Consider the following 21,424-nt stretch of genomic DNA (forward strand, 5'->3'; position numbering starts at 1 on the left):
CGTAGCGTCGAAGGCGTTCACCTTCCCGCACATCGGAGGCACCCATGTCAGGGCTCGTCAACGTCCTGGTGATCGGCGCAGTGATAGCTGTCGTCGTCTTCCGCCAGTGCTCGGCACAGCAGATCACGGACGACCGGCGCTGGTGGGTCCTGCCGGGAATACTCCTTGTCCTGTCGCTGCGCGAGCCCGGGTTGGTGGATCCTCATCACGCTGCGCTGTCCGCAGCGGTCCTGGGCGCCGAGATGGTGGTGGGGCTCGTGACGGGCGCCGGCTGGGCCTGGACCACCCGGCTGTGGCGCGAGGCGGACAGCTCGCTGTGGAGCAAGGGCACCAAGGCCACCGCCTTCGTCCTGGTAGGTGGTCTGGCGCTGCGGGCGGCCCTCTACGGGGCTGCCGCGCTGATGGGTATACATCAGGGCACCGCGGCCCTGCTGGCGGCACTCGCGGTGACGCTGGCGGCGCGTGGTGGTGCGCTGATGTGGCGGGCCGGGCAGATGCGTCCGGCGCACGGTGGCTCCATGCGCGGCGACTTCATGCGCGGTGACTCCACGCATGGTGGCTCCGCATACGGCGGCTCTGTGCATGGCGAATCCCCGTACGGTGGCTCCGGCGACGGGGCGACGTCGCGGTCGGCGTGGAAGGACCGCGTGTGACGACGCGTACGACCTGGACCAGTTGGCCGTCCTGGGAAGCCCTGTCGGGAACGAGCCGTACGCGTCCGCGAAAGCTGATCACCTGGTCCGTCCGGGTGGGGCTGCTCACCGCGATGCTCTGGGGCACGTTCAGCGGTGGACAGTTCGGGCCCTGGGAGATCGTGCTCGGCCTGGTGGGCGTACTGGCCTGTGCGTTCACTGCCTGGGCGTTCTTCCGGACCAGCCTGGAACACCGGCTGTGGCCCTCGATGGGGCTGCTGGCGCTGTTGATGCTGGTGGCGTTCGGGGCGCAGCAGGCCGGTGCCGATGTGCCCGCGGTGATCCTCTGGAGCGGTTGCGCGATCGCTGCGCTGGAGCGGTTGCCACTCACCGCGGGCCTCCCGGCCACGGCCGTCGCCCTCGGCGCGTACGCCGTGGTCAACACGGATGGCTGGCTCTCCACCGCCATGTCCACAGCGGGTCTCTCGCTGGCGGGCTACGTGCTCCGGCTGGATGCCGAGGCCCGGGGGAATGCCCAGCGGCTCCTGGTGCAGGAGCGTGCGGCACGCAAGGCCGAGGCCGAGACGGCCGCGCTGGACGAGCGGGCCAGGATCGCCCGGGAGATACACGATGTGCTCGCGCACAGCCTCTCCGCTCAGCTGGTGCATCTGGAGGCGGCGCGGCTGCTGATCGAGCGGGAGCCCGCGGGGGAGTTCCGGGACCAGGTGCTGGAACGGGTGGTGGCAGCGCGTGCCATGGCGCGTGAGGGGCTCTCGGAGACCAGGCAGGCCCTCTCCGCGCTCCGGGGGGAGGTGTCTCCGGTGGAAGAGTTCCTGCAGCAGTTGGTGGCCACGGATCCGGCGCGGGTCAGTGTGGAGGGAGAGCAACGGACGCTGACTGCCGAGGCGTCACAGACGGTCCGGAGGGTGGCGCAGGAGGCCCTGACCAATGTGCGCAAGCACGCACCGGGGGCCAGGGTTCTCGTGAGGCTGGAGTATCTGCCGGACGAAGTCGCCCTGGAGGTAAGCGATTCGGGTGGACGAAGACCCGGAGGAGAGCTGTCCGGCAGTGGCTCCGGATACGGTCTGCTCGGGATGAGGGAACGGGCCGAGCTGATGGGCGGGACGCTGGAGGCCGGCCCCGGCGAGGAGGGTTTTGTGGTGAGTCTGCGGGTGCCCGCGTGAACGCACGGGTCGTGGTCGCCGACGACCAGTCGGTGGTGCGTGAGGGGATTGTGATGCTGCTGGGGCTGTTGCCCGGGATCGAGGTGGTGGGGTCGGCGAAGGACGGGGAGGAGGCCGTGGAGCTCGTGGCCGAACTGGCCCCCGATGTCGTTCTGATGGATCTGCGGATGCCCCGGTGTGACGGGGCCGAGGCGACACGGCGGATCCGCAGGGACCATCCGGGGACCCAGGTGGTGGTGCTCACGACTTTCGCGGACGACGACTCGCTCTTCCCCGCGCTGCAGGCCGGAGCCCGCGGCTATCTCACCAAGGACGCCGGGGGCGAGGAGATCGTACGGGCCGTCCAGGCCGTGCTGTCCGGCGAGGCCGGCCTCTCGCCGAGCGTGCAGCGTCGTCTGCTGGAGCGAGTGACCGCGGGCCCGCCGTCACTGCCGACGGCATCGGATCCGCAGCTGCCCGACGGCCTGACGCCACGTGAGCTGGAGGTGCTGGTGCTGATCGCGGAGGGCCTGTCCAATCTGGAGATCGCCCGCAGTCTGAACATCTCGCAGGCCACCGTGAAGAGCCACATCAACAACCTCTTCGCCAAGGCCGGGGTGCGCGACCGGGCACAGGCCGTTCGCTACGCGTATGTTCGGGGCCTCGCACAGCCGCCCGGATGAGCCATCACCTGAAGAGGTGAAGACCGGCGAATGAAGCGCCCGGGATCTTCCCGATCTGCCCATTCTTGGGTACACGGCCGAAGTGGTCCGTGGACAAGGGGAGTTGTTCCGTGGAGAAGGAAGCAGGGCGCGAGGCCGCAGCGATGCGACTCGACGACCCGTGGTACGACGCGCCGGCCTCCGGATGGGGTGAGCTGGACGGTGCGGGGGGCTTCGCTCCCGCCGGACCACCCGGGCCCGTGGACCCGCGGCGCGGCCACAGCGCGGCCGACATCTATCTGGAGGTGCAGCGCAGCGAGGCGTTCCAGGAAGTGCGCCGCCGGTACCGGCGGTTCGTCGTCCCCGCCAGCCTCGCCTTCCTCGCCTGGTACCTGGTCTATGTCGTCGCCGCGATCACCGCGCCCGGGCTGATGGCCCGTCCGGTGGCGGGGGCGGTCAATGTGGCGATGGTCGCGGGGCTCGGACAGTTCCTCACGACCTTCCTCCTCACCGGCGCGTACGCCCGCCACGCGCGGCTGCGCCGCGACCGGGCCGCACTCGAACTGCGCTGGGAGACACAGGAGATGACGAGGGGAGCCGGACGTTGAACGGGAACCATCAGACGCTGGCGCTCCTGCTGTTCAGCGCCTTCATCGCGGTGACGCTCGCCATCACCACCTGGGTGAGCCGTAACCGCCACGGTTCGGCCGAGGAGTTCTACGCGGGCGGCCGTCTGTTCTCCCCCATGGAGAACGGTTTCGCCATCGCGGGCGACTACATGTCGGCCGCCTCCTTCCTCGGCATCTCCGGTCTGATCGCCCTCTTCGGCTACGACGGCATGCTCTACTCGGTCGGCTTCCTCGTCGCCTGGCTCGTCGTGCTGCTGCTCGTCGCGGAACTGGTCCGCAACTGCGGCCGGTTCACGCTCGCCGACGTGGTGGCGGCGAGGATGGCGGAGCGTCCGGTCCGGATCGCGGCGGGCACTTCGTCCGTCACCGTCTCCGTGCTCTATCTGGTGGCGCAGATGGTGGGTGCGGGCAGCCTGGTCGCGCTGCTTCTCGGCGGTACGAGCGGCGCCGCCCGTTCCTGGACGGTCATCGGCGTCGGGGCACTCATGGTCATCTATGTGTTGCTCGGCGGGATGCGCGCCACCACCTGGATCCAGATCGTCAAGGCCGTTCTGCTGATGGCGGGAGCGGTCGTGCTCACCGTTCTCGTCCTGCTCCGCTTCCACGGCGATTTCAACGCCCTGCTCAACTCCGCCGCCGAACGGAGCGGGCACGGCAGCCGGTTCCTGGCGCCGGGTCTCCGGTACGGCGGATCGTGGACCGCGCGCATCGACTTCGTCAGCCTGGGGCTGGCCCTGGTGCTCGGTACCGCTGGGCTGCCGCACATCCTGTCGCGCTTCTACACCGTGCCCACCGCACGTGCGGCCCGTCGTTCGGTCGTCTGGTCGATCGGGCTCATCGGCAGCTTCTACCTGATGACGATCGCCCTCGGGTTCGGGGCGGCCGCCCTGGTCGGTTCCGCCGATGTGCGGGCGTCCAACGCCGCGGGCAACACCGCGATCCCACTGCTGGCCATGGAGCTGGGCGGCGGCGAGGGGTCCACCGGGGGAGCGATTCTGTTCGCCGTGGTCGCCGCGGTCGCCTTCGCGACCATCCTCGCGGTCGTCGCGGGAATCACCCTCGCCTCGTCCGCCTCCGTGGCCCACGACCTCTACGCCTCGATCAGGCGTCCGGGCTCCAAGCAGTACAGCGAGGTCGCCGTGGCCAGGGTGGCCGCGGCCGCGATCGGGGTGGCCGCCATCGGGCTCGGGCTGATCGCCCAGAATCTGAATGTGGCGTTCCTGGTGGGACTCGCTTTCGCCGTCGCCGCCTCGGCCAACCTTCCGGTGCTCCTGTACTCCCTGTTCTGGCGGAACTTCACCACCCGGGGAGCGGTCTGGTCCGTCTACGGCGGACTGATTCCGGCCGTGCTGCTCGTGCTGCTCTCCCCGGTCGTCTCCGGCAGTCCCGCCTCGCTCTTCCCGGGCGTCGACTTCCAGTTCTTCCCGCTGGAGAACCCCGGACTGGTCTCCATCCCCCTGGGCTTCCTGGCCGGCTGGGTCGGAACGGTCACCTCCATCGATCCGCCCGACGAGGCCAAGCACGCGGAGACCGAGGTCCGCGCACTGACCGGCGCGGGCGCGGTGTAGGCCCTGTCCGGCGGATCGTGCGACCGTCCGGGCGAGGGCACGACCACCCGGCGGTGACCAACGGGGAGACTGTCCAGGCCGAGGTCCGATTCCGACGCTTCGAATCCACCGGCCCTGCGACCCGCCCCGGGCCAGTGGGGCGACGCCCCGGTTCCGGTGCCGGTTTCTGCCCCGGGCGGCAACTGCCGGAACCGCGAGCAGAATCCAGCTCACGGATAGCCGCGGCCCCGGTGAGGGACCGCGGTGAACAACCATGAACCGCCGGACACCCCCTGGCCGGGCGGTGTCAGCTCTGTGTGCCGGTGGACCAGGTGTAGCGGTGTTCCGGGCGGCCCGTCTCGCCGTACCGCAGCGTCAGCCGCACCCTGCCGGTCCGCTCCAGCAGCTTCAGATAGCGCTGGGCGGTCTGCCTGCTCATGCCGGCGCTCTCCGCGATCTCCTGCGCGGACAGCGGGCCGTCCGCGCTGCGGAGCGCCTGTCTGACCAGTTCCGCCGTGGTCGGCGAGTGGCCCTTGGGCAGATCGGGCTCGCCCGCCGCCCACAGGGCGCCGAAGAGCCGGTCCACCTCGCCCTGTTCGGCCTCGCCGCCGCGTTCCAGGGTGTGGCGCAGCGTCGCGTACGCCTCCAGCTTGGTGCGCAGCCCCGCGTACGTGAACGGCTTCACCAGGTACTGCAGTGCGCCGTGCCGCATGGCCTCCTGCACGGTGGCGACATCGCGTGCCGCCGTCACCATGATCACGTCGGTGTGGTGTCCGCGCCGGCGCAGCTCGCGCACCATGGCGAGGCCGCTGCGGTCGGGCATGTAGTGGTCCAGCAGCACCAGGTCCACGGGCCGGCTCTCGATCGTGGCGAGGGCTTCGGCGGCGGAGTGCGCCTGGGCGGCCACCCGGAACCCCGGCACCCTGGCGACATAGGCCGCGTTGACCTTCGCGACCCGGATGTCGTCGTCCACGACCAGGACCTCGATCACTGAGCTTCTCCCGCGATGCCGGTATTCGATTCGGTCATTTCCACCGTGTCGGTGAGGGCCTCCGGCAGTACGACGGTGAACTCGGCGCCGCCGTTCACGGCCTCGTCGACGCCGACGCTGCCACCCTGCCGTTGTGCCAGCCGCCGCACCAGGGCGAGGCCCAGACCGCGCTTGCCGTGCGCCGGGACCTCCTTCGTCGACCAGCCCTCCGTGAAGATCGATTCACGCCGACCGGGTGGCACCCCGGGGCCGTTGTCGCCGACCCGCAGCACCACCGTACGGCCCTCGGCGCGCAGCCCCACCTCGACCAGCGCACCGTCCGCCCCGGCCGTCGCGTCCAGCGCGTTGTCCACCAGGTTGCCGACGACCGTGACCAGCCCGCGAGGATCGACCAGACGGTCCGGGAGCAGCGTCCCCGGAGCCAGGCGCAGTGCGGCACCGCGCTCCGCCGCCACGGTCGCCTTGCCGACCAGGAGCGCGGCCAGCAGTGGATCGTGCACCTTCTCGGTGACCTGCTCGGCGGTCGCCCGGTGGACGCCCACGATCTCGGTGACGTACTCCATGGCGTCCTCGTGCATGTCCAGTTCCAGCAGTCCCAGGAGCGTGTGCATCCGGTTGGCGTGCTCGTGGTCCTGGGCCCGCAGCGCGTCGATCAGGCCGCGCGTCGAGTCGAGCTCGCGGCCCAGGTGTTCGAGTTCGGTGCGGTCGCGGAGGGTGGCGACGGCGCCGCCGTCGTCGGTCGGCATCCGGTTGGCGAGCAGGACCCGGGCGCCCTGCACCGTCAGCAGATCGTCGCCGAGCACCCGGCCCGCCAGCACATCGGCCGTCCGGCCCGTGCCGAGCACCGCGTCCAGCGGACGGCCCGCCGCATCGGGACCGAGCCCGAGCAGCCGCTGCGCCTCGTCGTTGAGCAGCCGGATCCGGCCCGTCCGGTCGAGCGCGACGACCCCCTCCCGGATGCCGTGCAGCATCGCCTCGCGCTCCGTGAGCAGCGCGGAGATGTCCGAGAACGCGAGGTCGTGGGTCTGCCGCTGAAGACGCCGGGAGATCAGCCAGGCGGCCAGCGCCCCGACGGCCAGCGCGCCGCCCGCGTAGGCGAACAGCCCGGGGATCGCGGCGAGGAGCCGGGCGCGCACACTGTCGTACGCGATCCCGACGGAGACCGCGCCCACGACGTGCCGCGACTCGTCGCGCAGCGGCACCTTCCCACGGGCGGAGCGGCCGAGCGTCCCGCTGTCGATCTCCATGACGTCGCGGCCCGCGAGGGCGTCGCTCGGGTCGGTGGAGACGACCTTTCCGATCTCGTCGGCGTCGGTGTGCGACCAGCGCACCCCGCGCCGGTCCATGACGACGACGTACTCGGCGCCGGTGGCACGCCTGACCCGCTCGGCCGCGGACTGCACGGGACCGTTGGGGGAGGGGTCCGTGGCGAGCAGGGCTTCGGTGAGCTGCGGCTCGGCCGCGGTGCTCTGTGCGATGGCCAGGGCGCGGCGCATCGCCTGGTCGTCGAGCTGGGCGCTGAGCGGTGCCAGGAAGAGGCCGGTGGCGAGCACGGCGACACCGGTGGCGACGGCCAGCTGCATCAGTAGGACCTGGGAGAAGACCCGCTGCGGCCAGACGGACCGGCGTGCTCTCCTGGCGGTGGGCGGTGGGGCGCTCATCGTATGAACGGTAAAGGGCATTCCGGTGCTTTCCGAAATGCCCCTCGTGCGGACTCCCCTCGCGCGAACTCCTCTTGCGTGAATTCCCCACGCCCGCTGGCGCTGCCGACGTTCTAACCCGGCGGCTCGCCCGTGGCGGCGGGCAGCGGCTGCGGCGGCCGGGGGCCGGCGTACTGGCCGCTGGGGCGCATCCGCAGGGGCCGTTCGCCGTACTCCTCCAGGGCATGGGCGATCCAGCCGGCCGTGCGGGACACCGCGAACACCGTCTCGCCGGCCTCCGCGGACATGCCGCAGGAGACCGAGAGCACGGCGAGCGCCAGGTCGACATTGGCGTGCAGGGGAGTGTGCCGGGCCGTCGTGGCGACCACGTCGCGTGCCGCGGCGAGCGCCGCTGCCGCCTGTGGCACCTGTGCGAGCAGGGCGAACAGCGCCCGCGCCCGCGGATCCTCGGCGGTGTAGAGCCGGTGGCCGAGTCCGGGCACCCTGCGTCCGGTACGCAGATGGTCCGCGACCACCGGTACGGCGCTGCCCCGCTCCAGGACCTCGGCCAGCATCCGGTGCGCCAGCCCGCTCGCCGCCCCGTGCAACTGGCCCTCCAGGACGCCGAGGCCCGCGGAGACCACCGCGTACGGATGGGCACGGGCGGACGCGGCGACCCTGGCGGCCAGCGTCGAAGCCGCGAGGTCGTGGTCGATCAGCAGGGCGAGGGCGGCGTCCAGCACGGCGATCGACGGTTCATCGGCCGGTCGGGAGGTGAGTTTCGGCCACAGCCTCCGGGCCAGCCCGGCATCGCCCGCCTCCGCACGCTCCTCGGCTCGCCCGGCCGTCGACGGTGCGTCCGCGGCCGGAGGAAGTGCGCCGACCAGGGTCGGGACGAGGCTCCGCGCGGCGGCGAGCACCGCCTCGTGCGAGAGGTCGAACCGGAGCGGATCGGCGGTGGACGAGGCGACCACCGCCACCCGCAACCGGTCCGTCGAGCCACTGTGAACGGGCAGTGCGCCGACCGCCCGGCGTGCCGCGGCCAGCGTCTCGGCCGGCGCCGTGAAGCGGACGCCGGGCCGCAGCTCGCCGGTCCAGAGCCACTCGGCGACCTCCTCGTAGGCGTACCGCCGGGCCAGCTCGACCGCGTCGACCCCGCGGAAGTAGTAGGCGTTGTCCTCGATCAGCGTGATGCCGGTACGGAAGGCCAGGTCACCGGCAGCGGCGGGGGCGGGGGTCCGGCGGCCCGTGCGCCGGGCGAGCGCATCGACCTCGGCCGCGTCGAACGTGCTGCCGCGGCCGCCGGGGGCACGGCTGCTGCTCAGCTGGCCCCGGCTGACGTACGCGTACACCGTCTCCGGCTTCACTCCGAGGCGTTCGGCCGTCTCCCGGGTGCTGAGCCGCTGCGGAACCGTTGCCCCCGGACCGTCGCCGGGCGCTGCTTGATCCTTCATGTCGCAACCGTATCCATATTGATTCAATCAACGTTGACAGGATTACAGTCAAGCATAGAGAGTCTGAATCAATATCAATGAATCCACCGGAACACTCACGGAGGAAAAGATGCCGACCATGACCGGCGAAGCCCCGCTCGACGTACCCCGAGGTCTCGCGGGTGTCGTCGTCACCGACACGGCCCTCGGCGACGTCCGGGGGCGCGAGGGCTTCTACCACTACCGGCAGTACTCGGCGATCGAACTGGCCCGGACCCGCAGCTTCGAGGACGTCTGGTACCTGATGTCCGAGGGCGCGCTGCCCGACGCCGCGGCCCGTACCGAGTTCGCGGCCCGCACCGCCGCGCTGCGCCGGCTGCCCGCCGAGGTCCGCGACGCGCTGCCCGCTGTCGCACGCGCCGGCTCGGGTCCCCTGGCCGGTCTGCGCACGGCCCTCTCGCTCCTCGGCGCCTCGGCCGGTTTCCGGCCGGTGTACGACATCGACACCGACCGGCGCCGCGCCGACGCGCTGGCCGCCTGCGCCGCCGTCCCCACCGTGCTCACCGCCCTGCACCGCCTCGGCCGGGGCCTCGAACCGGTCGAACCGCGCGACGACCTGCCCCACGCCGCCAACTACCTCTACATGCTCACCGGCTCCGTACCGGACCCCGCCCGCGCCAGGGCCGTGGAGCAGTACCTGATCTCCACCGTCGACCACGGTTTCAACGCCTCGACGTTCACCGCCCGCGTCGTCGCCTCCACCGGCGCCGACGTGGCGGCCTGCCTGGTGGCGGCCGTGGGCGCGCTCTCCGGGCCGCTGCACGGCGGGGCCCCCAGCCGGGCGCTCGACACCCTGGACGCCATCGGCACCCCCGACCGCATCGACGGCTGGATCCGTGAGCGGGTGCTGGCGGGCGAGCGGATCATGGGCTTCGGACACCCCGTCTACCGCACCGAGGACCCCCGCTCACGGATGCTGCGGGGGATCGCCCAGGGCTTCGGCGGCCCGCTCGTCGACTTCGCCGTCGAGGTCGAGCGCCGGGTCGAGGCGATACTCGCCGAGCTCAAGCCGGGCCGGGAGCTGCACACCAACGTGGAGTTCTACGCCGGAGTCGTCATGGAGCTGTGCGGGCTGCCGCGCGAGATGTTCACGCCGACGTTCTGCGCGGCGCGGACGGTCGGCTGGAGCGCCAATATCCTGGAGCAGGCGGAGGACTCGAAGATCATCCGCCCGGCGGCCCGCTACGTCGGTACGCCCCCGCCCCAGCCGGTCCCCATGCCCTGAGGTCCCCGAGAGAGGTCTCCGTTGAACGCGTCGTCCCCGCCCCGCAAGCAGCAGATCCCGGTCATCGTCCTCGCGGGCTTCCTGGGGTCGGGCAAGACGACGCTGCTCAACCACCTCCTGCGCAACCGCGCGGGAAACCGGATCGGCGTGATCGTCAACGACTTCGGCGCCATCGAGATCGACGCCATGACGGTCTCCGGACAGGTCGGCTCCACGGTCTCGCTGGGCAACGGCTGCCTGTGCTGCGCGGTCGACGCGAGCGAACTCGACACCTTCCTGGAGACGCTGACCGGGCCCGCCGCCCGTCTCGACGTGATCGTGATCGAGGCCAGCGGACTGGCCGAGCCGCAGGAACTCGTACGCATGATCCTCGCCAGCGAGAATCCGCACATCGTGTACGGGGGACTGGTCGAGGTCGTCGACGCCGCCGAGTTCGACGCCACCCGGGACCGCCACCCCGAGATCGACCGCCACCTCGCCTTCGCCGACCTGGTCGTCCTGAACAAGACAGACCGGGCCGGGGGCGAGGAACAGGCCCGCATCCAGGACGTCATCGCCGCGGCGGGCGCCCCCGGCCGCCCCGGGGCGGCCGTCATCCGCGCCACGTACGGACGCATCGACCCGGAGCTGCTCTTCGACCCGGCACTTCGGCCGGACGGCGAGGAGAAGGTCCGGCAGCTCACCTTCGAGGATCTGCTCCGGGACCGGAGCGAGGAGGAGGCGGGCGACGGGCACGCGCACCACCTGCACGCCGCGTACGACAGCGTCTCCTTCACCGCGGACGTGCCCATGAACCCCCGCCGGCTGATGGCGTTCCTCGACTCCCGGCCGCAGGGCCTCTACCGGATCAAGGGATTCGTCGACTTCGGCGTGGGCGACCGGGCCAACAAGTACGCCCTGCACGCGGTCGGCAGGTTCCTGCGGTTCGACCCGCAGCCCTGGAGGCGCGACGAGCCACGCCGGACCCAGTTGGTGCTGATCGGCTCGGGCATCGCCCCCGACGCCCTGCACAAGGAGCTGGCCGACTGCCGCGAGAACGCCGCGCCGGCCCCGGACGCGACGCAGGACGCCGCACACGAGCGAAGCATGTGGGGCGTCCTGCGGTACGTACAACGGCCCGACGACGACGCGTAGCATCCCGCCACGCGTCGCCCGGCCGACCGGCTACACCGGTCCCGCGACCACCGCGACCGGCTTGATCAGCGGCGTTCCCGAACCGTCGCGCCGGGGGTCCGGCGCCGGCAGCTCGCTCGGCGTGCCGTTCTCCTGAGTGGCGCGGGCGGGCGTCTCACCCGCCCAGCCGAACACCAGCAGGTCCTCGCCCTTGAGGAACCGCTGGCAGCGCACCCCACCGGTGGCCCGGCCCTTGCGCGGGTACTGGTCGAACGGGGTGAGCTTGCACGTCAGCACCGAGTCGTCCAGCGTGCCGTGCGAGCCCGCGACGGTGAACACCACCGCGTCCGCGGCCGGATCCACCGCTGTGAACGAGATCACCTCGGCGCCCGCCGTGAGCTTGACCCCGGCCATGCCGCCGGCGGGACGGCCCTGCGGCCGCACCTGCGCCGCCGGGTAGCGCAGCAGCTGCGCGTCGGACGTGATGAAGACCAGATCCTCCTCGCCGGTCCGCAGCTCGGCGGCGCCGACGATCCGGTCACCGTCCTTGAGAGCGATGACCTCCAACTCGTCCTTGTTGGCCGGGTAGTCCGGCACCACTCGCTTCACGACACCCTGGAGGGTGCCGATCGCCAGGCCGGGGGAGGCCTCGTCGAGCGTGGTGAGACAGACGACGGACTCGTCGCTCTCCAGCGTGAGGAACTCCGCGATCATCGCCCCGCCCGACAGGTTGGGCGCCGCGTGGGTGTCCGGCAGCTGGGGCAGATCGATCACCGCGAGCCGCAGCAGCCGGCCCGTCGACGTCACCACGCCGACATCGCCGCGGGCCGTCGCCGGCACCGCCGAAACGATCACGTCGTGCTTGGCCCGCTTGGCGTCCTCGGCGAGCACGATCGGCTCGTCATTGGCGGTACGGGCCAGCAGACCGGTCGACGACAGCAGCACCCGGCACGGGTCGTCGGCGACCTCCAGCGGCACCGAGGCGACCTGCGAACCGGCCGACTCCAGCAGCACCGTGCGCCGGTCGGTGCCGAACTTCTTGGCGACCGCGGCCAGTTCCGAAGAGACCAGCTTGCGCAGCTCGGCGTCCGATTCGAGGATGGCGGTCAGCTCGTCGATCTCGCTGTTGAGCCGGTCCCGCTCGCTCTCCAGCTCGATCCGGTCGAACCGGGTCAGCCGGCGCAGCGGGGTGTCCAGGATGTACTGCGTCTGGATCTCGCTCAGCGAGAAGCGCTCGATGAGCCGCTCCTTCGCCTGCGCCGAATTGTCACTGGACCGGATGATCCGGATGACCTCGTCGATGTCGATCAGCGCGACGAGCAGGCCCTCGACCAGATGCAGCCGGTCGCGGCGCTTGCCCCGGCGGAACTCGCTGCGCCGGCGCACCACGTCGAAGCGGTGGTCGAGATAGACCTCCAGGAGCTCCTTGAGCCCCAGCGTGAGCGGCTGACCGTCGACCAGCGCCACGTTGTTGATGCCGAAGGACTCCTCCATCGGCGTCAGCTTGTAGAGCTGCTCCAGCACCGCCTCCGGCACGAAGCCGTTCTTCACCTCGATGACCAGGCGCAGGCCGTGCTCGCGGTCGGTCAGGTCCTTCACGTCCGCGATGCCCTGGAGCTTCTTGGCCGAGACCAGGTCCTTGATCTTGGAGATCACCTTCTCCGGGCCGACGGTGAAGGGCAGTTCGGTGACGACCAGACCCTTGCGGCGGGCCGTCACGTTCTCCACCGAGACGGTCGCGCGGATCTTGAACGTGCCGCGGCCGCGGGCGTACGCGTCCTTGATGCCGCCCAGGCCCACGATCCGGCCGCCGGTGGGCAGGTCGGGACCGGGCACGAACCGCATCAGGGTCTCCAGGTCCGCGCCCGGATGCTTGATCAGGTGCCGGGCGGCGGCGATGACCTCGCCCAGATTGTGCGGCGGCATGTTGGTCGCCATGCCGACCGCGATCCCGGACGACCCGTTGACCAGGAGGTTCGGGTACGCGGCGGGGAGAACGGTCGGTTCCGTCTCCTGGCCGTCGTAATTCGACTGGAAAGCGACGGTGTCCTCGTCGATCGACTCCGTCATCAGTGACGTCGCGTCGGCCATCCGGCACTCGGTGTACCGCATGGCGGCCGGCGGGTCGTCGTTTCCGAGCGAGCCGAAGTTGCCGTGGCCGTCGACCAGGGGGAGCCGCATGGAGAACGGCTGCGCCAGACGGACCAGCGCGTCGTAGATCGACGCGTCGCCGTGCGGGTGCAACTTACCCATGACCTCGCCGACGACGCGGGCGCACTTCACGAAGCCGCGATCGGGGCGCAGGCCCATCTCGTTCATCTGGTACACGATGCGGCGGTGCACCGGCTTCATGCCGTCGCGGGCGTCGGGCAGGGCCCGTGAGTAGATCACCGAGTACGCGTACTCAAGGAAGGAGCCCTGCATTTCGTCGACGACGTCGATGTCGAGGATCTTCTCCTCGAAGTCGTCCGGCGGCGGGGTCTTCGTGCTGCGGCGGGCCATCGCTGCTGCGACTCCTTCACGGATTCTGTTCGGGCAACCTCAGGTTCTGACGCGGACCATTGTGGACCGCCGCACTGACATCGCCGACCTCGACCCGTCCCAAGAGGCGTTCCGGGCCCCGGTCGAGGTGCTTTCGCGCCCCGCCGCGCGGGGGATGCGTCCCCCTTTCACGCGAACTTCCGGGTTACGGGAACTTCGCCACGCGCCCGTGCGCTTGCCTAAAGTGGCAGGTCTCGCAGGAAATCCAGTATCGCGATCGAAGGGACGTACATGCCCATGGGTCACACGGCCACCGCTCAGGCCGGCTCCGGCGGCTTGACAGCGACCGAGCACCGCCTGGCCAACGGCCTGCGCGTGGTGCTCTCCGAGGACCATCTGACCCCGGTCGCCGCGGTCTGCCTCTGGTACGACGTCGGCTCGCGCCACGAGGTCAAGGGACGCACCGGGCTGGCTCACCTCTTCGAGCACCTGATGTTCCAGGGCTCCGGCCAGGTCAAGGGGAACGGCCACTTCGAGCTGGTGCAGGGGGCCGGCGGCTCGCTCAACGGGACCACCAGCTTCGAGCGCACCAACTATTTCGAGACCATGCCCACGCACCAGCTGGAGCTGGCCCTGTGGCTGGAGGCCGACCGCATGGGCTCGCTGCTCGCCGCGCTCGACGAGGAGTCCATGGAGAACCAGCGCGACGTCGTCAAGAACGAGCGCCGCCAGCGCTACGACAACGTCCCGTACGGCACGGCGTTCGAGAAGCTGACGGCGCTGGCCTACCCCGAGGGCCACCCGTACCACCACACCCCGATCGGCTCGATGGCCGACCTGGACGCCGCGACCCTGGAGGACGCGCGCACCTTCTTCCGTACGTACTACGCGCCCAACAACGCGGTGCTCTCGGTGGTCGGCGACATCGACCCCGAGCAGACCCTCGCCTGGATCGAGAAGTACTTCGGCTCCATCCCGTCCCACGACGGCAAGCAGCCGCCGCGCGACGGCACGCTCCCGGAGGTCATCGGCGAGCAGCTGCGCGAGGAGGTGCGCGAGGAGGTCCCGGCGCGGGCGCTGATGGCCGCCTACCGGCTGCCGCACGACGGCACCCGCGAGTGCGACGCGGCGGACCTGGCGCTGACCGTGCTCGGCGGCGGCGAGTCGTCGCGGCTGCACAACCGCCTGGTCCGCCGGGACCGCACGGCCGTGGCGGCCGGGTTCGGGCTGCTGCGGCTGGCCGGCGCGCCCTCGCTGGGCTGGCTGGACGTCAAGATGTCCGGCGGTGTCGAGGTGCCGCAGGTCGAGGCCGCGGTCGACGAGGAGCTCGCCCGGTTCGCCGCCGAGGGCCCCACGCCCGAGGAAATGGAGCGCGCGCAGGCCCAGTTGGAGCGCGAGTGGCTGGACCGCCTCGGTACGGTCGCCGGCCGCGCCGACGAACTGTGCCGGTTCGCCGTGCTGTTCGGTGACCCGCAGCTCGCCCTGACCGCCGTTCAGCGGGTGCTCGACGTCACGGCGCAGGAGGTGCAGGCGGCCGCCAAGGCCCAGCTGCGCCCCGACAACCGCGCGGTGCTGGTCTACGAGCCGGTCGAACCGGCCGAGCCCGCGGACGCGGCGGACACCGACGAGACCGACACCGACGCGCACGAAGGGGCGGACCAGTGACCGACGCTGCCGCGACTGGAGTTTCGATGCAGTACCACCCGCAGCCGGCCCCCGGCACCGCCCGCCCCTGGGCCTTTCCCGCGCCCGAGCGCGGCGCCCTGCCCAACGGCCTCACGGTGCTGCGCTGCCACCGCCCCGGCCAGCAGGTCGTGGCGGTCGAGATCTTCCTCGACGCCCCGCTGGACGCCGAGCCCGAGGGCCTCGACGGCGTGGCCACGATCATGTCGCGGGCGCTGAACGAGGGAACCGACAAGCACACCGCCGAGGAGTTCGCCGCCGAGCTGGAGCGCTGCGGCGCCACGCTCGACGCGCACGCCGACCACCCCGGCGTCCGGGTCTCCCTGGAGGTCCCCGCCTCCCGGCTGGCCAAGGCCCTCGCGCTGGTCGCCGAGGCGCTGCGGGCGCCGGCCTTCGCCGAGAGCGAGATCGAGCGGCTGGTACGCAACCGGCTCGACGAGATCCCGCACGAGCAGGCCAACCCGGCCCGGCGTGCCGCCAAGCAGCTCTCCAAGGAGCTGTTCCCGGCCACGGCGCGGATGTCGCGCCCGCGCCAGGGCACCGAGGAGACGGTGGAGCGGATCGACGCGGCGGCCGTGCGCGCCTTCTTCGACGCCCACATCAGGCCGTCCACGGCGACCGCCGTGGTGGTCGGGGACCTCACCGGCATCGACCTGGACGTCCTGCTCGCCGACACCCTCGGCGACTGGTCCGGAGACACCGCCGCCCCGCGCCCCGCCCCGCCGATCACCGCCGACGACACCGGCCGGGTGGTCATCGTCGACCGTCCGGGCGCGGTGCAGACCCAGCTGCTCATCGGCCGGATCGGCGCCGACCGGCACGACAGCGTGTGGCCGGCCCAGGTGCTCGGCACGTACTGCCTGGGCGGCACGCTCACCTCGCGGCTCGACCGGGTGCTGCGCGAGGAGAAGGGCTACACGTACGGCGTGCGGGCCTTCGCCCAGGTGCTTCGCTCCTCGGCCCCGGGCTCCGCCTCGGGGGCGACCGGTGCCGCGATGCTCGCCATCAGCGGCTCGGTGGACACCGAATCCACCGAGCCGGCGCTCAAGGACCTGTGGACGGTCCTGCGGACCCTGGCGGCCGAGGGCCTGACCGACGAGGAGCGCGAGACGGCCGTGCAGAACCTCGTGGGTGTGGCGCCCCTGAAGTTCGAGACGGCGGCCTCCGTCGCGGGCACCCTGGCCGACCAGGTCGAGCAGCACCTGCCGGACGACTACCAGGCCCAGCTGTACGCCCGGCTCGCGGAGACCGGCACGGTCGAGGCGACCGCGGCGGTCGTCAACGCCTTCCCGGGTGACCGGCTGGTCACGATCCTCGTCGGCGACGCGGCCCGGATCGAGGAGCCCGTCCGTGCCCTGGGCATCGGAGAAGTGTCGGTGGTCACCGGCTGACAATCAGCCCGCCACGGCATGTGCCGCCCGGCATTTCATTGCATATCGGTACATGGGGAAGGCCCTCGCGAGCGCGATCTCGCCGGGGTCTTCCTTTTTGTCCGTTCTGGGGGGAGGTTGCCTGTCTGCCCTGTGGGATGCGCTACAAAACGGCCTGTCCGTTTGGTGAATGAAAGCGGCCCCGCTTAGCGTCGGCTCGACTGCCCGTCACTCGTATGCCGCATCCGCGACGTACCGGACAGTCATCGCCGAGTCCCCGTCAGGCGCGAGCCCGGGGAGCCGGGGACCCACGCAGTCCCTGGGGTGAATCGGACGTCTGAGCCCGGATGGGGCCGGGGCGTCCGTAGGAGACCTTCCTGCTCCGAACCCGTCAGCTAACCCGGTAGGCGAGAAGGAAGGAAAGGACCAGCCACTTCATGGCGTTCACCCGTGCCACCGGGAAGCACCGTGCCCCGAGCCGACTGACGCGCGGCAGCGCGAAGGCCGTCGGCGTCGCGGCTCTGGCCACCACCGGCGTCATCGGCGGCCTGGCCGCTCCCGCCTTCGCGGCGGACTCCGGCGCCCCCTCCGTGAGCGATGCCGGCCTCAACCAGGTCATCGCCATCGACAAGACCCTTGCCGAGCGGATCGACGCCCAGGCCGACGTCCAGCAGCACCAGGCCGATGTCGCCGCGAAGGCCAAGGCCGAGGCCCACCGGAAGGCCGAGGCCAAGAAGAAGGCCGAGGCGAAGGCCAGGGCAGTGGCCGAGGCCGAGGCCGAGGCCAGGCGCGCTGCCGAGGCCCGCGCCGAGAAGGCCCGCGCCGCCCGGTCCGCCGAGCGCGCCCGCCTGGGCTTCTTCCAGCTCCCGGTCGCCGGTTCGTACGTGAGCACCGGCTACAAGTCCAGCGGCTCGCTCTGGTCCTCCGGCAGCCACTCCGGCATCGACTTCCACGCCGCCTCCGGCAGCTCCGTCGTCGCCGTCGGCGCCGGCACGGTCGTCGAGGCCGGCTGGGGCGGCGCGTACGGCAACAACATCGTGCTCCGGATGACGGACGGCACGTACACCCAGTACGGCCACCTCTCCTCGATCGGCGTCTCCGTCGGCCAGAGTGTCGGCGCGGGTCAGCAGATCGGCCTCTCGGGCTCGACCGGCAACTCCACCGGACCGCACCTCCACTTCGAGGCCCGGACGACCCCGTCGTACGGCTCCGACGTGGACCCGGTCGCGTACCTGCGCGCCCATGGCGTCCGCGTCTGACCGACGCCCACCGCACCACCTCGTCGAAGGCCCCGGCAGCGCGCCGGGGCCTTCGGTGTGCCCGCCGCCCCCGACCGCCCGGGACGACCGGCACCGAACAGTCCCGCGACCAAAAGATATTCATGAATTTCCGCCCGGCATCGGAAATGCGGCCGCATTGCAATAGAGTCGCGGAACAGGCTTCGGCCGGCCGCGATTCGCGGGGATCGAGACGGAGGTTCGGACATGCGCATTCCGGCGCATTCGGTATGCACGGCAATCCGTGACGACATCGTCTCCGGTGTCTTCGAACGCGGCAGCCGGCTCACGGAGGAACTGCTGGCCCGCCGATACGGGGTCTCCCGCGTCCCGGTACGGGAGGCGCTGCGCACCCTGGAGTCCGAGGGCTTCGTGGTCACCCGGCGGCACGCGGGCGCCTGCGTCGCCGAGCCCACCGAGCGCGAGGCGGCCGACCTCCTGGAGGTCCGCACGCTGCTGGAGCCGCTGGGCGCCGCCCGCGCCGCGCAACGCCGCACCGAGGCGCACCTCAAGGTGCTCCGCGGTCTCGTGCGGCTCGGCCAGGACCGGGCCCGGCGGGGCGAGGGCGACGATCTGCGCGCGCTGGGCGGCTGGTTCCACGAGACGCTGGCACAGGCCTCCGGCAGTCCGGGCCTGATCGCGCTGCTCGCCCAGCTGCGGCACAAGATCGACTGGATGTACGTGGTCGAGCAGTCGGCCCGGCCGGTGGATTCCTGGGCCGAGCACGGGGCGATCGTGGACGCGGTGGCACGCGGCGACGCGGAACGGGCCAGGGCGCTGGCCGCCCATCACGCGGAACGGGCCGCGGCCGCGCACCGACCGCGCCGGTGGCCCGGCGGGCCCGGGGCCGGCCGGGTGAGGACCTCGCAACATTCCGTGAACGCCACAGGTGTCCGGAATTAACAATCGCGCCGTATACAAAGAGAAGTCGCCGCGCGGGGCGCGTCCCGGGCGGTCAAAATTCTGCCCGCCAGAATTCCGCCCGCGTGAATTCTGTCCCGTCTGGATTCTGCCCTGCTCGAATTCTGCTTCGCCCGGATTTCGCGTGTCTGAATCCTGGGGGCCGGAACTCGTTCGGCAGGCGCCGGGAAACAAAAGAGCCGCGGCCCCGGTTCAGGGTGCCACGGCTCTCTCGCGGAGGGTGTTTCAGACGGTCTCCGGGAGCTCCTCAAGTCCCTCGGCGACCAGCTTCGCCAGGCGGTCCAGGGCGGCTTCGGAGTCGTCGGCCTCGGACGCGAGCACGATCTCCTCGCCACCCTGCGCGCCGAGACCGAGAACCGCGAGCATGGAAGCGGCGTTCACCGGGTTGCCGTCGGCCTTGGCGATCGTCACCGGGACGCCGGAAGCCGTGGCGGCACGGACGAAGATGGAAGCGGGGCGGGCGTGCAGGCCCTCGGCCCAACCGACGTTGACGCGGCGCTCAGCCATGGTTCTGCCCTTCACGAATCAAAAGTTGTCTAGACCAGTCTCTCACGCGGTGCGCAGTGCTCCGGCCGGCCCCGGGAACAGCCCACAACGCCCGCGTACCCGCCGATCGGCCCTCTCAGACTGCCCCGGCCCCGAGACCTACGCGACCGCTGACGGAGCCGTACTCTTTGCCCATGCAGCCCGCGCCGGAGCAGAGTCCGCATCACGCCTATCCCGACCACTGGGAAGCGGACGTGGTGCTCCGCGACGGAGGCACCGCGCGCATCAGGCCCATCACCACGGACGATGCCGAACGGCTGGTCAGCTTCTACGAGCAGGTCTCCGACGAGTCGAAGTACTACCGGTTCTTCGCCCCGTACCCACGGCTGTCCGACCGGGACGTGCACCGCTTCACCCACCACGACTACGTCGACCGGGTGGGGCTCGCCGTCACGGTCGGCGGCGAGTTCATCGCCACCGTCCGCTACGACCGGATCGACGAGCGGGGCAGGCCCGCCTCCGCCCCCGCCGACCAGGCCGAGGTCGCCTTCCTCGTCCAGGACGCGCACCAGGGCCGGGGCGTGGCCTCGGCGCTCCTCGAACACATCGCGGCCGTCGCCCGCGAGCGCGGCATCCGCCGCTTCGCCGCCGAGGTGCTGCCCGCCAACAACAAGATGATCAAGGTGTTCCGGGACGCCGGGTACACCCAGCAGCGCAGTTTCGAGGACGGTTCCGTCCACCTCACCCTGGACCTCGAACCGACCGCCGAGTCCCTCGCCGTCCAGCGCGGCCGTGAACAGCGGGCGGAGGCACGGTCCGTGCAGCGCCTGCTGGCCCCCGGCTCCGTCGCCGTCATCGGCGTCGGCCGGTCTCCCGGCGGAGTCGGCCGCACGGTCCTGCGCAATCTCCTCGGAGCCGGTTTCACCGGCCGCACGTACGCGGTGAACCGCGCCTTCGCCGACGACCGGGACACCGTCGACGGCGTCCCCGCCCACCGCTCGATCGGCGAGATCGAGGAGCCGGTCGACCTCGCGGTCGTCGCCGTCCCCGCCGACCGGGTTCCGGAAGCCGTCGCGGACTGCGGCGAGCACGGCGTCCAGGGCCTGGTCGTGCTCTCCGCCGGATACGCCGAATGGGGCGCCGAGGGCCGGGAACGGCAGCGCGAGCTGGTCCGGCAGGCCCGTTCGTACGGGATGCGGATCATCGGCCCGAACGCCTTCGGCGTGATCAACAACGCCGAAACGGTCCGGCTGAACGCCTCGCTCGCCCCCGAGCCGCCCGCCCCCGGACGCATCGGCCTGTTCACCCAGTCCGGGGCGATCGGCATCGCGCTGCTCTCCGGGCTCTACCGGCGCGGCGCGGGCCTGTCCACGTTCATCTCCGCGGGCAACCGCGCCGACATCTCGGGCAACGACTTCCTCCAGTACTGGTACGAGGACCCCGACACCGACGTCGCCCTGCTGTACCTGGAATCGCTCGGCAACCCCCGCAAGTTCACCCGCCTCGCGCGGCGCACCGCGGCGGTGAAGCCGGTGGTCGTGGTGAAGGGCGCCCGGCACAGCGGTGCCACCCCGCCCGGCCACGCGGTGCCGGTCGGCCGGATCCCGGACGCGACGGTCTCGGCGCTGATGCGGCAGGCGGGCGTGATCCGGGTCGACACGGTGACCGAGATGGTCGACGCTGGCCTCCTCCTCGCCGACCAGCCGCTCCCGGCCGGCCCCAGGGTCGCGATCCTCGGCAACTCCGAATCGCTCGGCCTGCTCACGTACGACGCCTGCCTCACCGAGGGGCTGCGCCCGCGCCCGCCCCTCGACCTCACCACCGCCGCCACCCCGCAGGACTTCAGGAACGCGCTCGCCGAGGCCCTCGCCGACGACGGCTGCGACTCGGTGGTCGTGACGGCGATCCCATGGGTCGGCGAGGACGGCGAGGCGGAATCGGGCGACGGAGAAGTGCTCGCGGCCGCTCTGCACACGGCCGCCGCCGCGGGTCCGGCCAAGCCGGTGGCCGTCGTGCACGTCGAGATCGGCGGCCTGGCCGAGGCCCTCTCCGCGGCCACCAGCACGGTCGCCCAGCCGCGACCCCCGGCGCAGCCCGCCCCGGCCGCGAGC

At 71.6% G+C, this 21,424-nt stretch carries 17 protein-coding genes and 1 riboswitch; of the genes, 12 read left to right on the plus strand and 5 right to left on the minus strand.

All coding sequences use genetic code 11. From position 1 onward, the window contains the following. The first annotated feature begins 44 nt into the window (after nucleotides 1-44). From AADR41_RS15175 to AADR41_RS15195, 5 genes are all read left to right on the plus strand, one after another. Nucleotides 45-653: a DUF1453 domain-containing protein gene (locus AADR41_RS15175; protein WP_342281910.1), complete on the plus strand. Its 609-nt coding sequence runs from the start codon at nucleotides 45-47 to the stop codon at nucleotides 651-653. Continuing rightward, nucleotides 650-1,816 carry a sensor histidine kinase gene (locus AADR41_RS15180; protein WP_342281911.1) on the plus strand — a complete coding sequence of 389 codons (1,167 nt, stop codon included), beginning with the start codon at nucleotides 650-652 and terminating at the stop codon, nucleotides 1,814-1,816. The genes AADR41_RS15175 and AADR41_RS15180 overlap by 4 nt, the downstream gene beginning before the upstream one ends. Further along, nucleotides 1,813-2,478 (plus strand): response regulator transcription factor, encoded by a 666-nt coding sequence (locus tag AADR41_RS15185; protein WP_342281912.1) that lies wholly within the window; start codon nucleotides 1,813-1,815, stop codon nucleotides 2,476-2,478. Before AADR41_RS15180 ends, AADR41_RS15185 begins: the two co-directional genes overlap by 4 nt. Nucleotides 2,479-2,621: 143 nt before the next feature. Beyond that, on the plus strand, nucleotides 2,622-3,065 hold the full coding sequence (locus AADR41_RS15190; RefSeq protein ID WP_259933888.1) for a DUF485 domain-containing protein: 444 nt from the start codon (nucleotides 2,622-2,624) through the stop codon (nucleotides 3,063-3,065). Continuing rightward, nucleotides 3,062-4,654 carry a solute symporter family protein gene (locus tag AADR41_RS15195; RefSeq protein ID WP_342281913.1) on the plus strand — a complete coding sequence of 531 codons (1,593 nt, stop codon included), beginning with the start codon at nucleotides 3,062-3,064 and terminating at the stop codon, nucleotides 4,652-4,654. Before AADR41_RS15190 ends, AADR41_RS15195 begins: the two co-directional genes overlap by 4 nt. 286 nt (nucleotides 4,655-4,940) lie before the next feature. On the opposite strand, the gene AADR41_RS15200 is transcribed toward AADR41_RS15195, so the two are convergent. The 3 genes from AADR41_RS15200 to AADR41_RS15210 all read right to left on the minus strand — a co-directional run bounded on the left by AADR41_RS15200 (nucleotide 4,941) and on the right by AADR41_RS15210 (nucleotide 8,718). Then, nucleotides 4,941-5,624: a DUF7342 family protein gene (locus tag AADR41_RS15200; protein WP_342281914.1), complete on the minus strand. Its 684-nt coding sequence runs from the start codon at nucleotides 5,622-5,624 to the stop codon at nucleotides 4,941-4,943. Further along, nucleotides 5,621-7,285, minus strand: coding sequence for a sensor histidine kinase (locus AADR41_RS15205; RefSeq protein ID WP_342281915.1), 1,665 nt, complete (start codon nucleotides 7,283-7,285; stop codon nucleotides 5,621-5,623). The genes AADR41_RS15200 and AADR41_RS15205 overlap by 4 nt, the downstream gene beginning before the upstream one ends. Before the next feature lie 113 nt (nucleotides 7,286-7,398). After that, the gene (locus tag AADR41_RS15210) at nucleotides 7,399-8,718 is read right to left on the minus strand and encodes a citrate synthase (RefSeq protein WP_342281916.1); all 1,320 of its coding nucleotides are present in this window, start codon (nucleotides 8,716-8,718) and stop codon (nucleotides 7,399-7,401) included. A 109-nt stretch (nucleotides 8,719-8,827) separates the two neighbouring features. Between AADR41_RS15210 and AADR41_RS15215 the strand changes: the two genes are divergently transcribed. Together AADR41_RS15215 and AADR41_RS15220 are read left to right on the plus strand one after the other, a co-directional pair. Further along, complete coding sequence (locus AADR41_RS15215; RefSeq protein WP_342281917.1) at nucleotides 8,828-9,982, plus strand: citrate synthase/methylcitrate synthase; 1,155 nt, start codon at nucleotides 8,828-8,830, stop codon at nucleotides 9,980-9,982. A 21-nt stretch (nucleotides 9,983-10,003) separates the two neighbouring features. After that, nucleotides 10,004-11,116: a CobW family GTP-binding protein gene (locus tag AADR41_RS15220; protein ID WP_342281918.1), complete on the plus strand. Its 1,113-nt coding sequence runs from the start codon at nucleotides 10,004-10,006 to the stop codon at nucleotides 11,114-11,116. Between the two features lie 30 nt (nucleotides 11,117-11,146). Here the strand turns inward: AADR41_RS15220 and AADR41_RS15225 are convergent, their stop codons facing one another. Next, entirely contained in the window at nucleotides 11,147-13,597 is a 2,451-nt protein-coding gene (locus AADR41_RS15225; RefSeq protein ID WP_342281919.1) for a DNA gyrase/topoisomerase IV subunit A, read from the minus strand. Nucleotides 13,598-13,867: 270 nt separating this feature from the next. Between AADR41_RS15225 and AADR41_RS15230 the strand changes: the two genes are divergently transcribed. The 4 genes from AADR41_RS15230 to AADR41_RS15245 all read left to right on the plus strand — a co-directional run bounded on the left by AADR41_RS15230 (nucleotide 13,868) and on the right by AADR41_RS15245 (nucleotide 18,809). Beyond that, nucleotides 13,868-15,241, plus strand: coding sequence for a M16 family metallopeptidase (locus AADR41_RS15230; RefSeq protein ID WP_342281920.1), 1,374 nt, complete (start codon nucleotides 13,868-13,870; stop codon nucleotides 15,239-15,241). Nucleotides 15,242-15,267: 26 nt separating this feature from the next. Continuing rightward, nucleotides 15,268-16,650, plus strand: coding sequence for a M16 family metallopeptidase (locus tag AADR41_RS15235; RefSeq protein WP_342281921.1), 1,383 nt, complete (start codon nucleotides 15,268-15,270; stop codon nucleotides 16,648-16,650). A gap of 236 nt (nucleotides 16,651-16,886) precedes the next feature. Then, nucleotides 16,887-17,053, plus strand: a riboswitch (cyclic di-AMP (ydaO/yuaA leader). Between the two features lie 13 nt (nucleotides 17,054-17,066). Next, nucleotides 17,067-17,888 (plus strand): M23 family metallopeptidase, encoded by an 822-nt coding sequence (locus AADR41_RS15240; RefSeq protein WP_342281922.1) that lies wholly within the window; start codon nucleotides 17,067-17,069, stop codon nucleotides 17,886-17,888. A gap of 225 nt (nucleotides 17,889-18,113) precedes the next feature. Beyond that, the gene (locus tag AADR41_RS15245) at nucleotides 18,114-18,809 is read left to right on the plus strand and encodes a GntR family transcriptional regulator (protein ID WP_342281923.1); all 696 of its coding nucleotides are present in this window, start codon (nucleotides 18,114-18,116) and stop codon (nucleotides 18,807-18,809) included. Nucleotides 18,810-19,052: 243 nt separating this feature from the next. Here the strand turns inward: AADR41_RS15245 and AADR41_RS15250 are convergent, their stop codons facing one another. Continuing rightward, nucleotides 19,053-19,334, minus strand: a complete 282-nt coding sequence (locus AADR41_RS15250; protein ID WP_093539488.1) for an HPr family phosphocarrier protein — start codon at nucleotides 19,332-19,334, stop codon at nucleotides 19,053-19,055. Between the two features lie 173 nt (nucleotides 19,335-19,507). On the opposite strand from AADR41_RS15250, the gene AADR41_RS15255 reads away from it, so the two are divergent. Beyond that, nucleotides 19,508-21,424: GNAT family N-acetyltransferase (locus AADR41_RS15255; RefSeq protein WP_342281924.1), on the plus strand; the 1,917-nt coding region annotated here is incomplete at its 3' end.

It is taken from the genome of Streptomyces sp. CLV115, from assembly GCF_038448545.1.
In the GTDB taxonomy this organism is placed as follows: Bacteria; Actinomycetota; Actinomycetes; order Streptomycetales; family Streptomycetaceae; genus Streptomyces; species Streptomyces sanglieri.